At 61.7% G+C, this 17,313-nt stretch carries 15 protein-coding genes; 10 read left to right on the forward strand and 5 right to left on the reverse strand.

Translation table 11 applies throughout. The features are described from left to right. Positions 1–47 precede the first annotated feature (47 nt). Positions 48–701 carry a ribosome biogenesis GTP-binding protein YihA/YsxC gene (yihA, locus tag HDE80_RS15310; protein WP_184672317.1) on the reverse strand — a complete coding sequence of 218 codons (654 nt, stop codon included), beginning with the start codon at positions 699–701 and terminating at the stop codon, positions 48–50. 205 nt (positions 702–906) lie between these two features. Further along, positions 907–1,077 (reverse strand): hypothetical protein, encoded by a 171-nt coding sequence (locus tag HDE80_RS22385; RefSeq protein WP_345776462.1) that lies wholly within the window; start codon positions 1,075–1,077, stop codon positions 907–909. Here HDE80_RS22385 and HDE80_RS15315 point away from each other — a divergent pair. From HDE80_RS15315 to HDE80_RS15335, 5 genes are all read left to right on the forward strand, one after another. Further along, positions 1,061–1,660, forward strand: a complete 600-nt coding sequence (locus HDE80_RS15315) for a c-type cytochrome (protein WP_345776463.1) — start codon at positions 1,061–1,063, stop codon at positions 1,658–1,660. The genes HDE80_RS22385 and HDE80_RS15315 overlap by 17 nt on opposite strands. Before the next feature lie 102 nt (positions 1,661–1,762). Further along, positions 1,763–2,638: a thiol:disulfide interchange protein DsbA/DsbL gene (locus tag HDE80_RS15320; protein ID WP_184672321.1), complete on the forward strand. Its 876-nt coding sequence runs from the start codon at positions 1,763–1,765 to the stop codon at positions 2,636–2,638. A gap of 72 nt (positions 2,639–2,710) precedes the next feature. After that, a complete protein-coding gene (locus tag HDE80_RS15325; RefSeq protein ID WP_184672323.1) occupies positions 2,711–3,364 on the forward strand; it encodes a thiol:disulfide interchange protein DsbA/DsbL in 654 nt (217 codons plus the stop codon). A 167-nt stretch (positions 3,365–3,531) separates the two neighbouring features. Further along, positions 3,532–4,341, forward strand: coding sequence for an endonuclease/exonuclease/phosphatase family protein (locus HDE80_RS15330; RefSeq protein WP_184672325.1), 810 nt, complete (start codon positions 3,532–3,534; stop codon positions 4,339–4,341). Positions 4,342–4,404: 63 nt separating this feature from the next. Continuing rightward, complete coding sequence (locus HDE80_RS15335; RefSeq protein ID WP_184672327.1) at positions 4,405–4,806, forward strand: hypothetical protein; 402 nt, start codon at positions 4,405–4,407, stop codon at positions 4,804–4,806. Here the strand turns inward: HDE80_RS15335 and HDE80_RS15340 are convergent. Beyond that, positions 4,750–6,357, reverse strand: coding sequence for a glycoside hydrolase family 17 (locus HDE80_RS15340; RefSeq protein WP_184672329.1), 1,608 nt, complete (start codon positions 6,355–6,357; stop codon positions 4,750–4,752). The genes HDE80_RS15335 and HDE80_RS15340 overlap by 57 nt on opposite strands. A 163-nt stretch (positions 6,358–6,520) precedes the next feature. Between HDE80_RS15340 and HDE80_RS15345 the strand changes: the two genes are divergently transcribed. From HDE80_RS15345 to HDE80_RS15365, 5 genes are all read left to right on the forward strand, one after another. Continuing rightward, on the forward strand, positions 6,521–8,605 hold the full coding sequence (locus HDE80_RS15345) for a transglycosylase SLT domain-containing protein (RefSeq protein WP_184672331.1): 2,085 nt from the start codon (positions 6,521–6,523) through the stop codon (positions 8,603–8,605). A 44-nt stretch (positions 8,606–8,649) separates the two neighbouring features. Then, the gene (locus HDE80_RS15350) at positions 8,650–9,588 is read left to right on the forward strand and encodes a complex I NDUFA9 subunit family protein (RefSeq protein ID WP_184672333.1); all 939 of its coding nucleotides are present in this window, start codon (positions 8,650–8,652) and stop codon (positions 9,586–9,588) included. Positions 9,589–9,872: 284 nt separating this feature from the next. Next, positions 9,873–11,102 carry a multifunctional CCA addition/repair protein gene (locus HDE80_RS15355; RefSeq protein ID WP_184672335.1) on the forward strand — a complete coding sequence of 410 codons (1,230 nt, stop codon included), beginning with the start codon at positions 9,873–9,875 and terminating at the stop codon, positions 11,100–11,102. Between the two features lie 120 nt (positions 11,103–11,222). Next, complete coding sequence (locus HDE80_RS15360; RefSeq protein WP_184672613.1) at positions 11,223–13,400, forward strand: LTA synthase family protein; 2,178 nt, start codon at positions 11,223–11,225, stop codon at positions 13,398–13,400. A 46-nt stretch (positions 13,401–13,446) separates the two neighbouring features. Then, a complete protein-coding gene (locus HDE80_RS15365; protein WP_184672337.1) occupies positions 13,447–13,596 on the forward strand; it encodes a hypothetical protein in 150 nt (49 codons plus the stop codon). Positions 13,597–13,626: 30 nt separating this feature from the next. On the opposite strand, the gene HDE80_RS15370 is transcribed toward HDE80_RS15365, so the two are convergent. After that, positions 13,627–14,820, reverse strand: a complete 1,194-nt coding sequence (locus tag HDE80_RS15370; RefSeq protein WP_184672338.1) for an SAM-dependent methyltransferase — start codon at positions 14,818–14,820, stop codon at positions 13,627–13,629. A gap of 122 nt (positions 14,821–14,942) precedes the next feature. Next, positions 14,943–17,132 (reverse strand): TonB-dependent receptor, encoded by a 2,190-nt coding sequence (locus HDE80_RS15375; protein WP_184602687.1) that lies wholly within the window; start codon positions 17,130–17,132, stop codon positions 14,943–14,945. Positions 17,133–17,313 lie beyond the last annotated feature (181 nt).

Consider the following 17,313-nt stretch of genomic DNA (forward strand, 5'->3'; position numbering starts at 1 on the left):
GCGACGCGTCAGCGCTGACCAAATTGCGCTGACGCGCCCGTTTTGCCTCAGTGCGATCGTTCGCCAAGAATCCGCGGCTGCCGCAGCAGCGCCATCACCGCTTCGCGCGCCTCATCCACCCCAGTACCGGCTGACGAGGAAAAGATCTGCGCCGTCGCGTGCAGCCCTTCGGTGACGAACTGCCTGCGCAAGGTCGCCAGCGCCTGCGTGGCCTGATTGCGCGACAGCTTATCGGCCTTGGTCAGCAACAGATGGCACGACAGTTGCGTCGCCAGACAAAACTCCAGCATCTGTCGGTCAAACTCTTTCAATGGATGACGGATGTCGACGATCAGCACCAGCCCGCGCAGGCTCTGACGTTGATGCAGATACGCATCGATCTCCAGTTTCCAGTGCTCGCGCATCTCCAGCGGCACCTTGGCGTAGCCGTAGCCGGGCAGATCGATCAGCCGGATATCCAGCGGCGGCTGGCCTTTGACCTGCGTCGGTGGGGGCAGGCTGAAGGCCACCATCTGCTGGGTGCGGCCAGGCGTCTTGGACGTGCGGGCCAGCCCCTTGTGATTGGTCAGCGCATTCAGCGCGCTGGATTTGCCGGCGTTGGAGCGGCCGGCGAACGCCACTTCGGCGCCTTGATCGGCGGGCAATTGACTGATGCGATGAGCGGCGAGCACGAACTGCGCGCCTTGCAGGGGATTAGACATGGGAATGGTTTGACCAAGGGACGGTGGCACAGGGATAATTCTTGGGTTACTGCCTATTGCAAGCCGAATGGCGGCAAGTCACGGCGGTGTTCGCAAGTTTCTCGGGAGTCAAGTGTATGAGTTTTCGGTCCGCCGGTTTTCGGAACGCTGTTCTCGGGTCCGCCACCGCTCTTGCATTTGCGCTATCCGCCAGCGCGGTGATGGCTCAGACCACCGCGCCAAAATCGGCGGTTTCTGCTTCCGCGGCGTCCGCACCAGCGGCGGCCAGCACGGCAGCAAAGCCAGCTGTCGCATCCAGCGCAGCCGCGTCGACCGCAGCAACGACACCTCCCACCGCCAGCAGCGCAACCGAGCCTGCCGTGGCCGTTGCGATCAAACCCGGTGATGCGACCGCAGGCCAGGCCAAGGCCGCTGTTTGCGGCGCCTGTCATGGCATCGACGGCAACTCCAGCGATCCGCAGTATCCCAAGTTGGCCGGCCAGAGCGAGGCCTACATTGCCCATCAACTGGCCAGCTTCAAGGCCGGCAAGCGACAGAATCCGATCATGCTGGGCATGGCCACACCGCTGTCGCCGCAGGACATGCAGAACGTCGGTGCCTATTTTGCCAGCAAAACCTCGCTACCCGGCGTCGCCGATCAGGCACTGGTCGATCATGGCCAGACGCTGTTCCGCGAGGGTGACCCGACGCGCGGCATTCCCGCCTGCATGGCCTGCCACAGCATTGACGGTCGCGGCAATCCGGGCGCGATGTATCCGCAGCTCACTGCTCAGCATGCGCAGTACATCCAGGCCACGCTGAAGGCATGGCACGACGGTACCGTATGGGGCGACGACACGCATTCGCAGATCATGCCGTCGATTGCACAAAAGCTCGACGCCAACGACATCGCCGCCCTGGCCAGCTATGTCGAGGGCCTGCACAGCGCCGAGCCGACGCCAGCCCTCGCCACGCCCTGATCGATAACAGCGCTGAACTCGCGTCGGCGCCGACGGTCTCACACCCCATCTGGTTCACGGCCTCACCCGGCTTCGCGCCCCCCCTCCGCTCCGAGGTTTCCCATGTTGAAGCGTTTACCGATCCTGTGTGTCGCCCTGCTCGCGCTCGCCGCCTGCAGCCACGACAGCGACAACAGCGCCGCCAGCTCTTCTACACCGGCGGCATCGAGCACGGCTGCCACCACGGCAACTGCCAGCACGACTCCGGCGCCGGCAAGCACCGCACCAGCTGCTGCCGCCAGCGCCGCACCCGCTGCCAGCGCATCGACACCTGCAACCGCGGATGCCCGGCCGGCCAAGCCGGCTGCACCGTTCGTGGACGACGGCAAGTGGGTCGAAGGCAAAAATTATTTCCTGATCGATCCTGCACAGCCGACCAGCCATCCCGGCAAGGTCGAAGTGACCGAAGTGTTCTCATACGCCTGCCCAGCCTGCAATTCTTTCCACACCACCATGGATGAGCTGGTCAAAAGCCTGCCGTCGAATGCAGTCGTGGTTTACCTGCCAGCTTCGTTCCGTCCGGACGAAAACTGGCCGCTGTTCCAGCGCGCGTTCTATGCCGCGCAGGCGCTCGGCGTGGCCGATAAAACCTACGATGCAATGTTCGACGCCTCCTGGAAAACCGGCGAGCTGTCTACTTATGACCTGCAGGCGGGCAAGCCGAAACCGCATGAAGCATGGCCGACTATCGACGATGTCGCCAAGTTCTACGCCAAGTACGGCGTCGATCCAAAGCAGTTCGTTGGCGTCGCCAACTCTTTCAGCATCAATACCCAAATGAAGCGTGCGGATGATGAGCTCAAGGCTCTGGGCGTAGACAGCACACCGACCATCGTGGTTAACGGCAAATACCGGCTGACGCCAAAAGACGCCGGTGGCCTGCCACAGACGATTGAACTGGTGCAATGGCTGGTATCCAAGGAAACCGCCGGCAAGTAAGTCCTTTTCCATGTTGACGTTCGAATCAGCCTGATACATTAGTTTTCACAGCTATCCCCAAAGAGAAGCCTCATGCTGAAGCGATATGCCCGTTTGCGTCTGCTCACCCTGCTTGGCGGTCTGCTGCTGACCAGCGCTTGCAGCGCGCAATCCAGCTCAACGGCTGCGCCATACACCGAGGGCAGCGAGTACGTGACCTTGCCCGGCCCGGCTCAGCGCTACAGCGCCGAGGGCAAGGTGGAAGTGGTCGAGGTGTTTTCCTACGGCTGCATCCACTGCGCGCATTTCGCACCGATTGCCGAAAAGCTGCGCAAGGAGTTGCCGCCCGGCGTGGTGTTCAAGCTGATGCCCGCGCCATTCAGTGCCGAGTGGCTGCCTTTTGCGCGAGCCTATTACGCTGCCAAGCAACTGGGTATCGTCGATCGCACCCATCTGCAACTCTTTGCAGACAAGTTTGGCCAGAATTACCCGATCAACTCCATGGATGAGCTGGCTGACTTCTACGCTCGCCAAGGCGTCAATCGTGCCGACTTCATGCGGATCGCGACCTCCGACGAGGTCACGGCAAAATTGAAGGGCGACCTGGCCCTGATCCAGAAATGGCAGGTGGACGGCACGCCGACCCTGGTGATCGACGGCAAGTACCGTGTAACCGGCGCAACGGATCAGGAACAGCTGGCCGCCATAGCGCTGTGGCTGGCCAAGCGCGAATTGAGCGGCAAGTAAAATCTCGCCGCTTCAATCGTCGAAGAGGGTCGGGAGGCTGGCGCGGCGTTCACATCGCATGGCTCACGCTATGCTGCTCAAGTGAGCTGGTGACTCTACCGACTCACTCGAGCGCCTGTTTCGCTTGCGCTAACCGCCTGTCTCTCTTCCCCGTGTAGTGTGTTGCGATGAACCGCGCCGCCCATCCTCAAGCCGCACCTGCCGAGCGCCGCCTGCGCCTGCTCAGCTGCAATATCCTGGCTGGCGCCAGCGTCCAGCGCTACAGCGAATACGTCACGCGCAGCCTCACCGCAGTGCTGCCTGGGCGTAACAAGATGGACAACCTCGACCGGCTCGCCGAAGTGCTCCCGCAGTTCGACGTGATTGGCCTGCAGGAAGCCGACGCCGGCAGCCTGCGTTCGGGCTTTCTCAACCAGACCCGTTACCTCGCCGAAACGTCCGGCATGCCGTTCTGGAGCCATCAGCCAAACCGTCCGATGGCGCGACTGGCACACTCGGCCAATGGCCTGATCAGCCGAATGGAACCAAATTCGGTGCTGGACTATCCGCTGCCCAGCCGCATCCCCGGCCGCGGTGCGCTGTTGGCACAATTCGGCGAAGGTGACAGCGCGTTGGCCGTGATGGTGGCGCATCTCTCGCTGAGCGCACCGGCGCGGGCAAAACAGCTCGGCTTCATCGCTGAGCTGCTGCAGGATTTCCCGCATGCGGTGCTGATGGGCGATCTGAATACCGAGCCACACAGCGCGGAAATGCATTACCTGTTTTCCAAATGCAGCCTGCAGCCGCCGGCGCAGTCGACACCCACGTTTCCCAGCTGGAAACCACGCCGGGCACTGGATCACATCCTCACCTCGGCAGCGATCCAACTGGACAAGACATGGACACTCCCACAGGCGTTCTCCGATCATTTACCGCTGGCCGCAGAAATTCGACTACCGTCACACGTCGGCAATGTAGCGCTCGGACGACATCGATGAATGAGCGCCTGACAAGACCAGCGATCAACGAACCCACGAAAGAACCCGCATGAGCTTTGACGCATGACATCTGAATCGAACCCGATAGGGTGGTCGCGAAAAGCATTGCCCTGGCTGCTGCTGATCGCCGTCGGACTGCTCGCGGCGGTGCTGCGCTATGGCTTGGTCGAACCCAGCGCCATCGTGCAGCTGTGCGAGAGCGGCAAAGGCCCGGCATGGTGCAACGTACGGCAATGGGTGGTGCTGGGTTTTCTGGGCAACGGCTATGGCATCGCCGCACTGATCGCCGCCGCGCTGTCACTGATCTGGAAACATCCGTGGGCGGCTTGGCTGGCCGCGGCACTGGGTGCGTTCGCGCTGGAAATGTACTGCTTTGAAGCCGGCGCGCTGGCGTTGCTGATTGGCTGCCTACGCTTGCTGCGGATTCAGGCGCAGCTCTTGCCGCGCCTGTCGCCAGCTGAGTAGCACCGGCGCACCCATTGCGGCGTTGAGCAAAAGCCACACCCATGCCACCGGTGTCAGCCCCGCTTCCTGCAACACCACCATGGCAGCAAGCGCAGGCAGACAGGCCGCAAGGAAACGTTCCTCGATCAGCGGCATTCGGACCTCGTATCGGCCGGACAGCAACGCCACCAGCGCGTAGCCGATACACGGTAGCTCGAACAGGCCTAGCGGAAAATCACGGTAGCGGCCATCAAACACCATCAGCAACCCGAAATACGCCAAACCAAATAGCCATCCAAACCGCAGCCATACGGATGGCCAGGCCAGCTCAGTGATACCCGCCAAACGCGCGGCAACCCAGCGAGCCAACGCCAGCGCCGTCAACAGCGCCAGCACACAGGCTGTGATCGACAGCGTCCACTCCCATACATCACGGCAGGCGAACCACATCTGCCGCGACTGCCAGGCTAGCGCGCAGCCGCTGGCGAATCCCAGCAGCAACAGCGCGAGCCAACCGCGCATACCGCTCCAGCATCGGCGCCAGCAGCCGACGATGGCAAACACCAGGGCACCGGCCACGCCGGCCAGCCAGCCGAACGCCCAATGCGGCTCTTCGACAAGCGGACCCTGCATCGCAAACTTTGGTTTGGCGTGTACGTCGAAGATGCCCCAGTAACCGCCAGCGGTGCCTTCCTGCGCGCGCTTCCACGGCTGGTCGAACGCCTCGATGACGTTGTATGGCATCTGCACAGTCGCCGCGTAGCGCAGAAATTCGCGCAGATAGCGCGCTTCGTTGACCAGGCTGGCATCGGCCGCCTGACGCGGCCGCCCTTCGCTGGGCCAGCCGGTCTCACCGATCATCACGCGGCGCCCGGGAAACGCGTGCTGCACCTTCGCGTAGACGTCGGCGACATGCTGTACTGCGCGCTCCGGGGACACCGGCCGATCCTCCCAGTAAGGCAAAATGTGGATGGTGAGGTAGTCCACCGACGTGGCCAGTTCGGGATGCCGCAGCCAAAATTCCCACACGTCCGCATAGGTCACCGGCACGCTCACCGCCGTCTTCACCTCCCGCAGATAGCCAGCTATTTGCGTTGAGGACAATTCACCGCGCAACAGCACTTCGTTGCCGACAATCACTCCGCGCAGCACCTGCGGATTGGCCTGAGCAGCTTGAATGCCAAGCTGGATCTGTTGCTCGTTCAGCTTGGGATCCCTGCTCAGCCAGATGCCCATCAGCACCTTCAAACCATAGCGCTTGGCAATCTCAGGCACGGCGCTAAGGCCCTGCCCCTGCGAATACGTGCGCACGCAGTCGAAACGCTGCGACAACGCCCGAAGGTCGGCATCGATACGCTGCGGGCTGATGAAAGCATGCGGATCGAGCGGCGATTCACCCGCCAGACGAAACGGCGCATACGAGACGCAGGCAATGCGTGCCGATGGTGCATCAGGCAGCGCGACCGGCCGACCTATCGCCCACCACCACCAAGCGCCTGAAATTGCCAACAGCCCCAGCAACAGCCAGGTGATTGCGTGTCGGCGATGCGTTGGCGATGGCGCTGGAAGCATGCCGATCCTGCTTGTGTTCAAGTCGTAAGCGGGTCAGTTTAGCAGGCCGATGCCAACCCTCCGTTGACGACGTCACCTCGGTGGATGGACATTCATGAACCACGCCGTCATGCACCGTTAGGCCATCCACTACACTGGCGGCCGAACGATCGCAGGAGTTGCCATGTTCGTCTCCACAACGCTACGGCGTGCTTTGCTCCCGGGTTTGTTGCTGACCCTCGCCGGCTTCTTTGCCGCACCCGTGGTCCACGCTGACGAGTCGATCGACGCGCAGCGAGCCGCATTCAAACAGGCTTATGCCACCGCCCAGCAGCAAGGTGGCGATGGCTGGCGTTCGCAGGCCAGCGGCCTGCGCGATTACCCGTTGTATCCGTATCTGCAGGCTGCCGCACTTGAGCACGACCTCAAGCAGACCGACCTCGCTACGGTACAGTCATATATCAAACAGTATCCGGACTGGATTCCCGCAATCGATCTACGCCGCGATTTTCTGCTAGAACTGGCGCGCCGGCAGGACTGGAACGGTTTCCTCGTGCTCTATCAGCCGGACCTCGGCGATGCACTGAGCTGCGATGCGCTGCAAGCGAAACTGTCTCGCGGCACGACGCTGGATTTCAATCGGGATCTCTCTGACCTGTGGAGCAAGGCCAGCCTGCCCGATGCCTGCGATCCGGTATTCAGTGCCGCGCGCGACCAGGGCCTGCTGACCAGTACACGACTGTGGTCGCGCATCGACCGTGCGGCTGACGCCGGCCAGGCAAACACTATCAGCAAGCTCGCCGGCTGGCTGCCGTCGGAAGACAAAGCCACCGCGAAACAGCTGGCATTGGCCTTGCGTGACCCATCGTCCGCCGCCGCCGCCGCCGCCAGCTGGCCCGATACCGCGCGCGCGCGGCAGGCGGCTACGCTGGCGCTCACGCGGCTGGCCCGGCGCCAGTCCGATAGCGCCGACACCGCGTGGCAGAACCTGCAAACTCATTTCGCCTTCAGCGAATCGCAGCGAGATCAGATCCTCCGTACGCTGGCGCTGTTCCACGCCACTGATTTCGACGAGAACGCGCTGACGCGCCTGATCGACCTACCCGCCGCCGCGCAGAGCGACAGCACGCGCGAATGGCGCGCGCGCATTGCGCTGGCCGAGCAGGACTGGAGCGCGGTGCTCGCCGCGATTGCGGCCATGAGCGACACTCAGAAACTGGACGGCGAGTGGCGCTACTTCCGCGCGCGCGCGCTGACCGCGCTCAATCGCAGTGACGAGGCGCAGCCAGTTTTCGCCACGCTCGCCAAGGAAGCAACCTTCTTCGGCTTTCTGGCCGCCGACAAGCTCGATCAGCCCTATGCGATCTGCCCGCTGCAGCTGGCCGACGATCCGCAACGCGAGCAGGAGCTGCTGAACCGACCAGGATTGCTACGCGCGTTCGAACTTTACGCCGTCAACTTGCCGAAGCTTGCCAGACGCGAATGGAACCGCGCGCTGCAGGGCGACGACCAGACCACGCAGCGACTGGCTGCCGATCTTGCCAACCAACGCGGCTGGTACGACCGCGCCGTATTCACGCTGACCAGCGGCGACGCACTGCGTATGTACGATCTGCGCTTCCCACTGGCCAATCAGGATGGTGTGGTCACACAGGCCCAACAGGCCGGGATCGAGCCCGCGTGGGCCTACGGCATCCTGCGCGCTGAAAGCGCATGGATGATCGACGCGCACTCGGGCGCCGACGCCCGCGGCCTGATGCAACTGGTGCCCGCCACTGCCGCTCTCGTGGCGCGCAGCAACGGGCTCAACTGGGATGGTGGCGACACGCTGTACGACCCCGCGGTCAACATCACACTGGGTACTCGCTATCTCGCTCAGCTCGCCAGCCGTTACAACGGTTCACCATGGCTTGGCAGTGCCGCTTACAACGCCGGACCCAACAAGGTCGACCAGTGGCTGGCCGCCCGCGGCACGTTGGCGCCGGATCTGTTTGTCGCCAGCATGCCGTACAAGGAAACACGCGAATACGTAGCACGCGTGATGGCTTTCAGCGTGATCTACGACTGGCGCCTCAACGGCAAGGCGGTGCCCCTGACCACACGCATGCGCCCGATTGGGCAAACCTACGAACTGCCGAACGCCATGACCGTGAAGCGCACGATCGACTGCCCTGCCAGCGCGGTGGTCAACAAGCCGGAAAGCATTCCAACCCCGATGCCTGCCATCACACCAGCGACGTCATCATCGACGCCCGGCTCGTCACCCTGAAGCGCCATACTCACCAGCCGTTGTACGAAGCAGGATTGATTACCATGGCCGCACAGAAAATCGTCATCCTTGGCGGCACCGGATTTGTAGGCAGTCATCTCGTGCCGCGGCTGGCCGCCGACGGCCATCACATCGTGATGCTCAGTCGCAACCGCGAACAGAACCGCGCGCTCGGTGTCCTGCCGCAGGTCACCATCCGCAGCGCCGATGTCTATAGCGACGACGTATTGCGCAAGGAATTCGCCGACGCCGACGCGGTGATCAATCTCATCGGCATCCTCAACGCCAGTGGCCCGCACAGCTTCCAGCGCGCACATGTGGAGCTGACCAAACGCGTGATCGCCGCTTGCCATGCCAGCGGCGTCAAACGCCTGCATCAGATGAGTTCGCTGAAGGCGGGCCAGGGGCTGTCGCAATACCTGAAGACGCGCGGCGAAGCCGAGTCGCTGGTCAAGGCCTCGTCGCTCGAATGGACGATCTACCAGCCCAGCGTAATCTTCGGCCCCGGCGATGGGTTGGTCAGCCGCTTCGCCGCGCTGCTGAAAAAGCTGCCCGTATTTCCGCTGGCGCGGGCCAAATCGCGGATGGCGCCGACCTATGTCGGTGATGTGGCCGAAGCCATCGCTCGCTGCGTGGCCAGCGACAAGCTGGGTAAACGCAGCAGCTTCGAACTCTACGGCCCCGAGGTACTCACGTTGGCCGAGATCGTGCGCAAGATCAGCGACGCGGCCGGCCTCAAGCGCACCATCATCGCGCTACCCGACAGCCTCGGCCGCCTGCAGGCCCAGGTCGCTGGCCTCCTGCCCGGCAAGCCCTTCTCGCTCGACAACTTCCTCTCGCTGCGCACCGACTCCGTCGGCAAGACCGACGGCTATGCGGCATTAGGCATCGTGCCGCAACCGTTCACGCCATGGCTGCCGCGGCTGATTCATGGCTCGCCACTGCAAAACCGGTTGAATGAGGCGCGTGCAGCACGGCGGTAGATTCAGCAAAATCATTCACGAGCATCTCGGATAAATGCATGCAGCGCTGCTCAAGACTGCTTCAATCAAACGAAACGGCCAAACTCGGCATTCGATTCATCAAGCTACGAATCATTTGCGCCCTGGGGCCATTACCTACGAAGCTTTAGATAGCCGTGTAGGTTGGGATGAGCGCCAGCGAATCCCAACGTTGTACCGGCCGGGATGTTGGGATTCGCTGGCGCTCATCCCAACCTACTTCTGTCTCTTCGGACAAGACACACACGCGTGGCAAATAATCTTTCATGCAAATCTATCTAGTGGGTGGCGCAGTCCGTGACGACCTGCTCGGACGGCCGGTGGTCGATCGCGATCACGTCGTCGTTGGAGCAATGCCGGATGAATTGCTGGCGCTGGGTTACAAACCGGTGGGCAAGGATTTTCCGGTGTTCCTGCACCCGCGCAGCGGTGAGGAATATGCGCTGGCGCGGACCGAGCGCAAGACCGGCCGTGGTTATCATGGCTTCGTGTTCCAAGCCGATGCGACGGTGACCCTGGAGCAGGATCTGGCCCGCCGCGACCTGACCATCAATGCCATTGCGCAGGACGAGCACGGCACGCTCACCGATCCATACCACGGCGTGCGCGATATCGAGGCACGCGTGCTGCGGCATGTTTCCGATGCTTTTGTCGAAGACCCGGTACGCGTGCTGCGCGTGGCGCGCTTTGCCGCGCGCTTCGCACCGCTGGGTTTCACCGTGGCTGACGAGACGATGGCACTGATGCAGCGGATGGTGCGCGATGGCGAGGTGGATCATCTGGTGCCGGAGCGTGTATGGGCGGAAACGCGCAAGGCACTGACCGAACCGCAGCCCTCCGCCTTCGTGCGCGTGCTGCGCGATTGTGGCGCGCTGGCCGTGCTGTTTCCTGAAATCGACGCGCTATATGGCGTGCCGCAGCGCGCTGAGTTCCATCCCGAAATCGATACCGGCGTGCATCTGGAAATGGTGCTGGATGCCGCAGCGCGGCTTGCACCAGGTAACGACATCGTCGGCTTCTGCGCGCTGGTGCACGATCTCGGCAAGGCGTTGACGCCGGTGGATGAGCTGCCGCGACATGTCGGCCATGAGCATCGCGGTGTAGCGCCACTGCGAGCGCTGGCCGAACGCTTGAAGGTACCCACCGAACACGCGGCGCTGGCCGAGCAGGTCTGCCGCGAGCATTTGAACGCGCATCGTGCGTTCGAGCTGAAGCCGGCCACGGTGCTGAAGCTGCTGAGCGCGCTGGATGCACTGCGTCGTCCTGTGCGGCTGGAGCTTTTTCTTGCGGCCTGCGAAGCGGACAAACGCGGCAGGCTAGGCCATGAAAGTGATGCCTATCCGCAAGCCGATTACCTGCGCGAAGCACGTGCTGCCGCCGCATCCGTCGATGCCGCGGCGTTTGTCGAACAGGGACTTGTCGGCCCGGCCATCGGCGAAGCGATGAATGCCGCTCGCGTCGAGGCGATCGCACTAGTGAAAACTAAACATTCGTAAAGCCCTCACGTTGTATAAAGTCCGGATAGATAGCGCCGTTAATCGAGCGTTGACCGACATATCCCCTGATATCCTTTCCCGGAGTTGCCCGTGTCGCGAGTTTTAACCACGGTCTCACCCATGCGGCAGCGTTTCCGCCCCCTGCTTTGGCTGGCGATCACCTTTATCGCGATTGCGCTGGTGACGCGTGTGGCGTTGCTGGTGATGTCGGGCGCAGATGTCTCGCACAGCCCACTCAACCTGCTTTACAGCTTCGGCGTCGGCCTGGGCTATGACCTGATCACGTTTATCTACGTGGCGTGGCCGATGGTGCTGTTCCTGTGGCTGGTGCCGGCCCGGCGCGCGCGAATTTCCGGTTTGGGGCAGTGGCTGCTGTATCTGCTCGGCATGGCGCTGCTGTATGCCGCCTGCCTAGGTCTGGTGTTCCTGTGCTGGCACGTGCACGTGCACGAGTCGTGGCCGCTGGTGATTCTGTTCCTGTTTTTCCTGCCGATGCCGGCGCTCGCTTACTCAGCACGCAGCGGCCAGTGGGCGATGTACCTGATGGGCCTGGTCCTGCTCTACGGGCTGTTTTTCGTGGCAGCGTGCGAGCTGGTGTTCTGGAACGAGTTCAGCGTCCGCTTCAATTTCATCGCGGTGGATTATCTGGTCTACACCACCGAAGTGATCGGCAATATCCGCGAGTCATATCCGATCTTCACCTGGCTCGGGCTGCTGGTGATCGGCACACTGGTGGTGTTTGCGCTGAGCCGCCGTGGCCTGCGCACCCGCGACGATGGCAGCCGCTTCTGGCAGCGCGGCAGTGTGGCGCTGCTGTGGCTGGTGCTTACCGTCGTGTCACTGTTCGCGGTCAACGGCAGCATGAAGGACCGCACCGCCAACAGCTACGTCAACGAGCTGGCCGGCAATGGCATCTACCAGTTCTTTGCAGCGTTTCGTAGCTCGCACCTGGATTACGCCAAGTTCTATCGCACCCTGCCCGATGACAAGGCCTTCAGCATCCTGCGTGAGCAGTTGAAGACGCCGGACGCCACCTACCTCAGTGACGATCCGCAGGACCTCACCCGCGCCATCAGCCATATTGGCGCGGAGAAGCATCTCAACGTGGTGCTGATCAGCGTGGAGAGCCTGTCCGGCGATTACCTGGGCACCTTCGGGAACAAGGAAAACCTCACGCCATACCTGGATTCGTTGGTTGGCCAAAGTGTTTTCTTCGATAACCTCTACGCCAATGGCACGCGCACCGTGCGCGGGCTGGAAGCGCTGGCGCTATCGGTGCCGCCGACGCCCGGCGATTCGTTGATCCGCGAGCACCACAACGAGAATCTCTTCTCGCTGGCCGACATCTTCAACGATCGCGGTTATCAGTCGGACTTTGTCTACGGTGGCTATGGCTACTTCGACAACATGAATTATTTCTTCAGCCACAACGGCTACCGCACGGTCGACCGCGGTGACATTCCGAAGGATGCGCCGATCCACAGCCAGAACGTGTGGGGCGTGTCGGATGAAGATCTCTATACGCTGGCGCTGCAGCAGATGGACGACATCCACAACGATGGCAAGCCGTTTTTCCTGCACATCATGACCACCTCCAACCACCGGCCTTACACCTACCCGGCCGGCCGGGTGAAGCAGATCGCACCGTCCCGCCCAGGTTCGGTGGCGTACACCGACTGGTCGATCAAGGACTTCATCGAGCGCGCGCGAAGCAAGCCGTACTTCGACAACACCGTGTTCGTGATCACCGCCGACCACTGCGCCTCCAGCGCCGGCAAGACCACGCTGCCGATCAACCACTATCACATCCCACTGTGGATCTATTCACCGAAAAATTTCCCGCCGCAGCGCGTGGAACAGGTGATGGGCCAGCTGGATATTCCGCCGACCCTGCTGGGCATGCTCAACTTCAGCTACCGCACACGCTTCTTCGGCCAGGACGTGTTCCAGTTGCCGCCGAAACAGGGCCACGCGCTACCGGGTACCTACGAAAAACTCGGCTATCTGCGTGACGATGCGCTCACCGTGCTGGAGCCGCAGCGCAAGCTGGAGCAGTTCAAGCCGGACTACGCCACCGGTGACGCCACGCCGATCAACCCGCAGAACCAGACGCTGATTGACCAAGCGGTGTCGTATTACCAGGTGGCCAGCGAACAGTTCCGCCGCGGCCAGCTGGTGCATCGTCCATCGGATTCGACACCGGTAACGCCGCTGCCGGTTCCGCCGCCCGTGCCCGCCAAACCGACTGATGCGCCAGCACCAGCGACCAGCGCCGGCAAGGTTTCGCCCGGCACGTAAACGCTACGAAGTACCCTGCGACAAGTGAACTGGATTCCCCGGGTGGGTGGCAGATGCCGACGGTGCGCCTCTGCCTATCCATTGCGTCAACGACATGTTCCGCGCCGTCTGCGTTCCGGCCGGCAATCATACGCTGCGTTTTGTCTTTCATCCCTGGATGATGGTCGCCGATGTCTGGCGACAACAGGCGTACTGAACAACACGCGTACTGAGATGAAACCGCAGCCTAGAGTCGCCCGCGCTGATCGGCAGTGAGCAAGTCATCGGGCAGCGATAGTGCGTCGATGCCACGGGCGAACAGCATCGCCTGAAAGCGTTCGCCCATCTGATCCGGCAGCATGAGTCGCTTTACCTGCTGCGCCAGTTGATAGCCGCCGTGCTCATCCATGACCTCGGCCTGCATGGACTGGAAGACATCCTGCAGACCGGCACCGATCAGGAACTGCGCCTGCGGCAGATAGACGGCCAGATCAAAACCCGCGCTTTTGCCGGCCTCGGCCAGCGCGGTAAAATCGACCGAGGCGGTGAGGTCGTTGAGGCCGGGCAAATGCAACGGATCGTTGTGCGCGCGATGGCGATAGTGAGCCATCAGCGTGCCATCGTCGCGCTCGGGCAGATAGAACTCGCGGCGCACGTAGCCGTAGTCGATGAAAAGCATCACGCCAGCGGTGAGCGAACCGGCAATCGCCTGAATCCAGTACGGCAGCTGCGGCAATAATTCCGAGCGATAACCATCGGCAAACGTCGTGCCCAGATCACGCTCGACGTGGCGCACGGCGCCGGAGACCAGCGCATCCGCCGGACGGTCGGTACGTTGCAGATGGCCGTTACCATCAAGCGTGATGTGCTCCTCGTAGATTTCACCACCCTGCACCGTGAATCGCGTGGTCGGCAGTGCGTCGATCACCTCATTGGCGAACAGCACGCCGCGCCAGTCGGCTTCGGGTGGCCCATCGAGCCACTGCACGCGCGCGTTGAGTTCGGCTGGGAGACTAGCGGCGAGATGGAGGCGCTGACGCTCACGCAGATCGGCACTGGGTTCGAGTATCAGGTAATAACGCGGCATGGTTCCACTCGCCGCCAATCCCTTCAGCGCCACCTCGGCGAATACGCCACTGCCCCCGCCCAGCTCCAGGAAATCGGCCTCGTCGCCCAGCGCAGCGAGGAGCGGCTGCACAGCATTCACCACGCAGCGTGCAAATAGCCCGCCCAGCTCCGGCGCCGTGACAAAATCACCCGCTGCACCGAACTTGGCCTTGCCCGCGCTGTAGTAGCCGAGCCCCGGCGTATACAGGCAGCGATGCATGTATTGCGAGAACGGCATCGGACCGTGCGCTGCAATCTCTTCACGCAGCCGAAGCAGCAACTGATCGGAATGCGCGCGTTCGTCCGCGTTGGGCTCGGGAAGTCGGGTATGCATGCGGAGTTGTGTCGTTGGCCAGGCGCAAGGATAGCCGATGCACCCGTGTCAGCCGTTCCCAAACAACCATCGATTCGGGTTCGTCATCCCTGACGGATGAAAAACCCGAACCGTGAACTCGCTCAGAAATTCTTCTGCAGGTTCAGGAACAGACCACGACGCGGACCGTACTGCGGTGCGCCCACGCCAACGCCGGTACCACTGCGCAATTCATACGTGCGATCCAGCGCATTGATCAGTGCCAGCTGCGTATGCAGTTTGCCAAAACCGGCGAAGTTGAAATCGTGCGACACATTGGCGTTTAGCTGAAAGTAGTACGGCAGCGAGAGACCGTTCGGCGTGAGGCCGTCCTCACGCAAGCCACTGCCGAAGAGGTAGTCGGCACCCACCTTGGTGGTATCGCTGATGGCGTAACTGATACCACCAGAGGACGTCTCTTTCTGGTCGTGATCGAGATGGATGTAGTTATCGGCGATATAGGCCAGATCGACCGGTGAGAAATTGTACTGGCTGGTGATCACGTCCTTGCCCATCGCACGGTTGTAGGCGAAGTTGAAGTACGCCGACACCGGCCCCTGGTTGTACGTGAGGCTGAATTCGGTGCCACGCACGCGACCCTGCGCGTAGTTGAAGGTGGAATAGATCAGCGCGGTACCGAACTGGCCTTCGTCCTGCAGCCGTTTGACCTTGCGGTCGTATGCATCCAGACCCACGGTCCAGGCTGAACCGATGGTCTGCGAGACACCTAGATCGAAGTAGTCTGAGCGCTCCGCCAGCGGAGTGTTATTGCCGTAGTTCTTGACCGCATTGGTGGTGTTGGCAAATGCATCAATATTCGAGGACGAGATCAGCTCGGTTTGCGGCGGCGTGAAATAACGGGAGTAGCCGGCATGCACGGTGGTGCTGCCGGTGGCCTGCCAGACCATACCCAGGCGCGGGCTCAATTGGCTCTCGGTGCGGAACGCCTCGTATTGGTCGCCGCGCAGACCGTAGTTCAGCGTCCAGTTGTCGCCGATACTCCATTCATCCTGCACATAGGCCGCCCAGGTTTTGGCGGTGATGTTGCTGCCGGTGAAGATGTTGAACGGTACCGTGCTGGCCTGTGAGCCATCCGGATTGGCCGGAAACACCAGCGAATTGGTATTGGTATAGGCCTGGTCGAACTCACCGTAGAGGCCGTAGCGCAGCGTGTGGTTATCGCCCCACGGCATGGCGAAATCGGCCTGCAGCGTCTTCGCATGATCGCCCTGGTTGATCTGTCCGGCAACGCCATTGAACATCAGATCGCCAATGTCATCCGGATAATATTGCAGACCGCTGTAACGCACACCCGCTGAGATCTGATAGGCGGTATCGCCCAACTTGCCCTGCAACGCCAGCACGCCGAAGCGGGTCTGTTCGTCCTGCTGTTCGTTCAAGTTGGCGGAGTTGAAATTGACCGTATCCAGATAGCCGAACTGCGGCGTCTGGCCCGGGTTGTTGGGAATCTGGAAGCGGTTGTTGGAGACGCCGAACAGGAAGCTCAGACGCGTATCGTTATTGATCAGATAGGTGACATCGCCAAACGCCTTCACCTGGTTGGTGTGATCGTGAATCGGTGTTTTGCTCGCCGTCGGGTTTTCGATGCCGACGTTGTTCTTGAGATAGTTGCCGGTGAAGAAATAGCTCCAGTTGCCGCTATTGCCCCACAGCGACGCGTTGGGATTGACCGTGCCATAGGAACCACCGGTGATACCCACACTGCCGCCGTTGCCGAGATCGCTACCGCTCTTGGTCGTGATATCCACGACGGCGGCAGTGCGTTCGCCGTACTGCGCCGGCAACGCACCATCGAGCAGCTTCACGCTCTGAACGGTCTGTGTGTCCAGAGTCTGGCCAAAACCGGAGATCGACTCGGGAATCATCACGCCATTGATGCGGTATTGCAGGTTGGCGTGGTCACCACGAACATGCAGCTGACCATAGGAATCCTGAACCACGCCGGGTGCCTGCAGCAGCACTTGGTTCATCGGCGTGGAATCACCCAGCGGCAACGCCTGGATCGTCTTCTGGTCGATCACATATTGGCTGCTGCCGGTATCCGGCGACAGCGAATTGCGCGCCTGATCCAGTGCGGCCGTCACGTCGATGGTGCCCAGATTTTTCGCGTCTTTCAGCTGCTTATTGCGGGTCACGCGGTCGGCTGCCGTACCGTCCGATGCCGTGGTGTCGCTAGTGGCGGCATCTGTCGTTGCGGAAGCGGTATCGGTTGCATGGACGGGCACGGTGCCCAGGGCAACGGCAAGGCTCAGAGCAAGCAGGGAGAGTTTCATCAGGACGTCCATCGGGGATGTGGGAAAGCAGCGTGCATGTAATGTTATAACATTACTACTTGCCCGTGCACGACGTATGCCCCATAAGTCATGCCCTCGAGAAATTCATCAGCACGCATTCGACACTGATGCACCCCATGCGGATGGTGCATGCTGGCCATTGAGTCGAGCTTCACTTCAT

The sequence above is a fragment of the Rhodanobacter sp. A1T4 genome (assembly GCF_014207185.1).
Lineage (GTDB): Bacteria > Pseudomonadota > Gammaproteobacteria > Xanthomonadales > Rhodanobacteraceae > Rhodanobacter.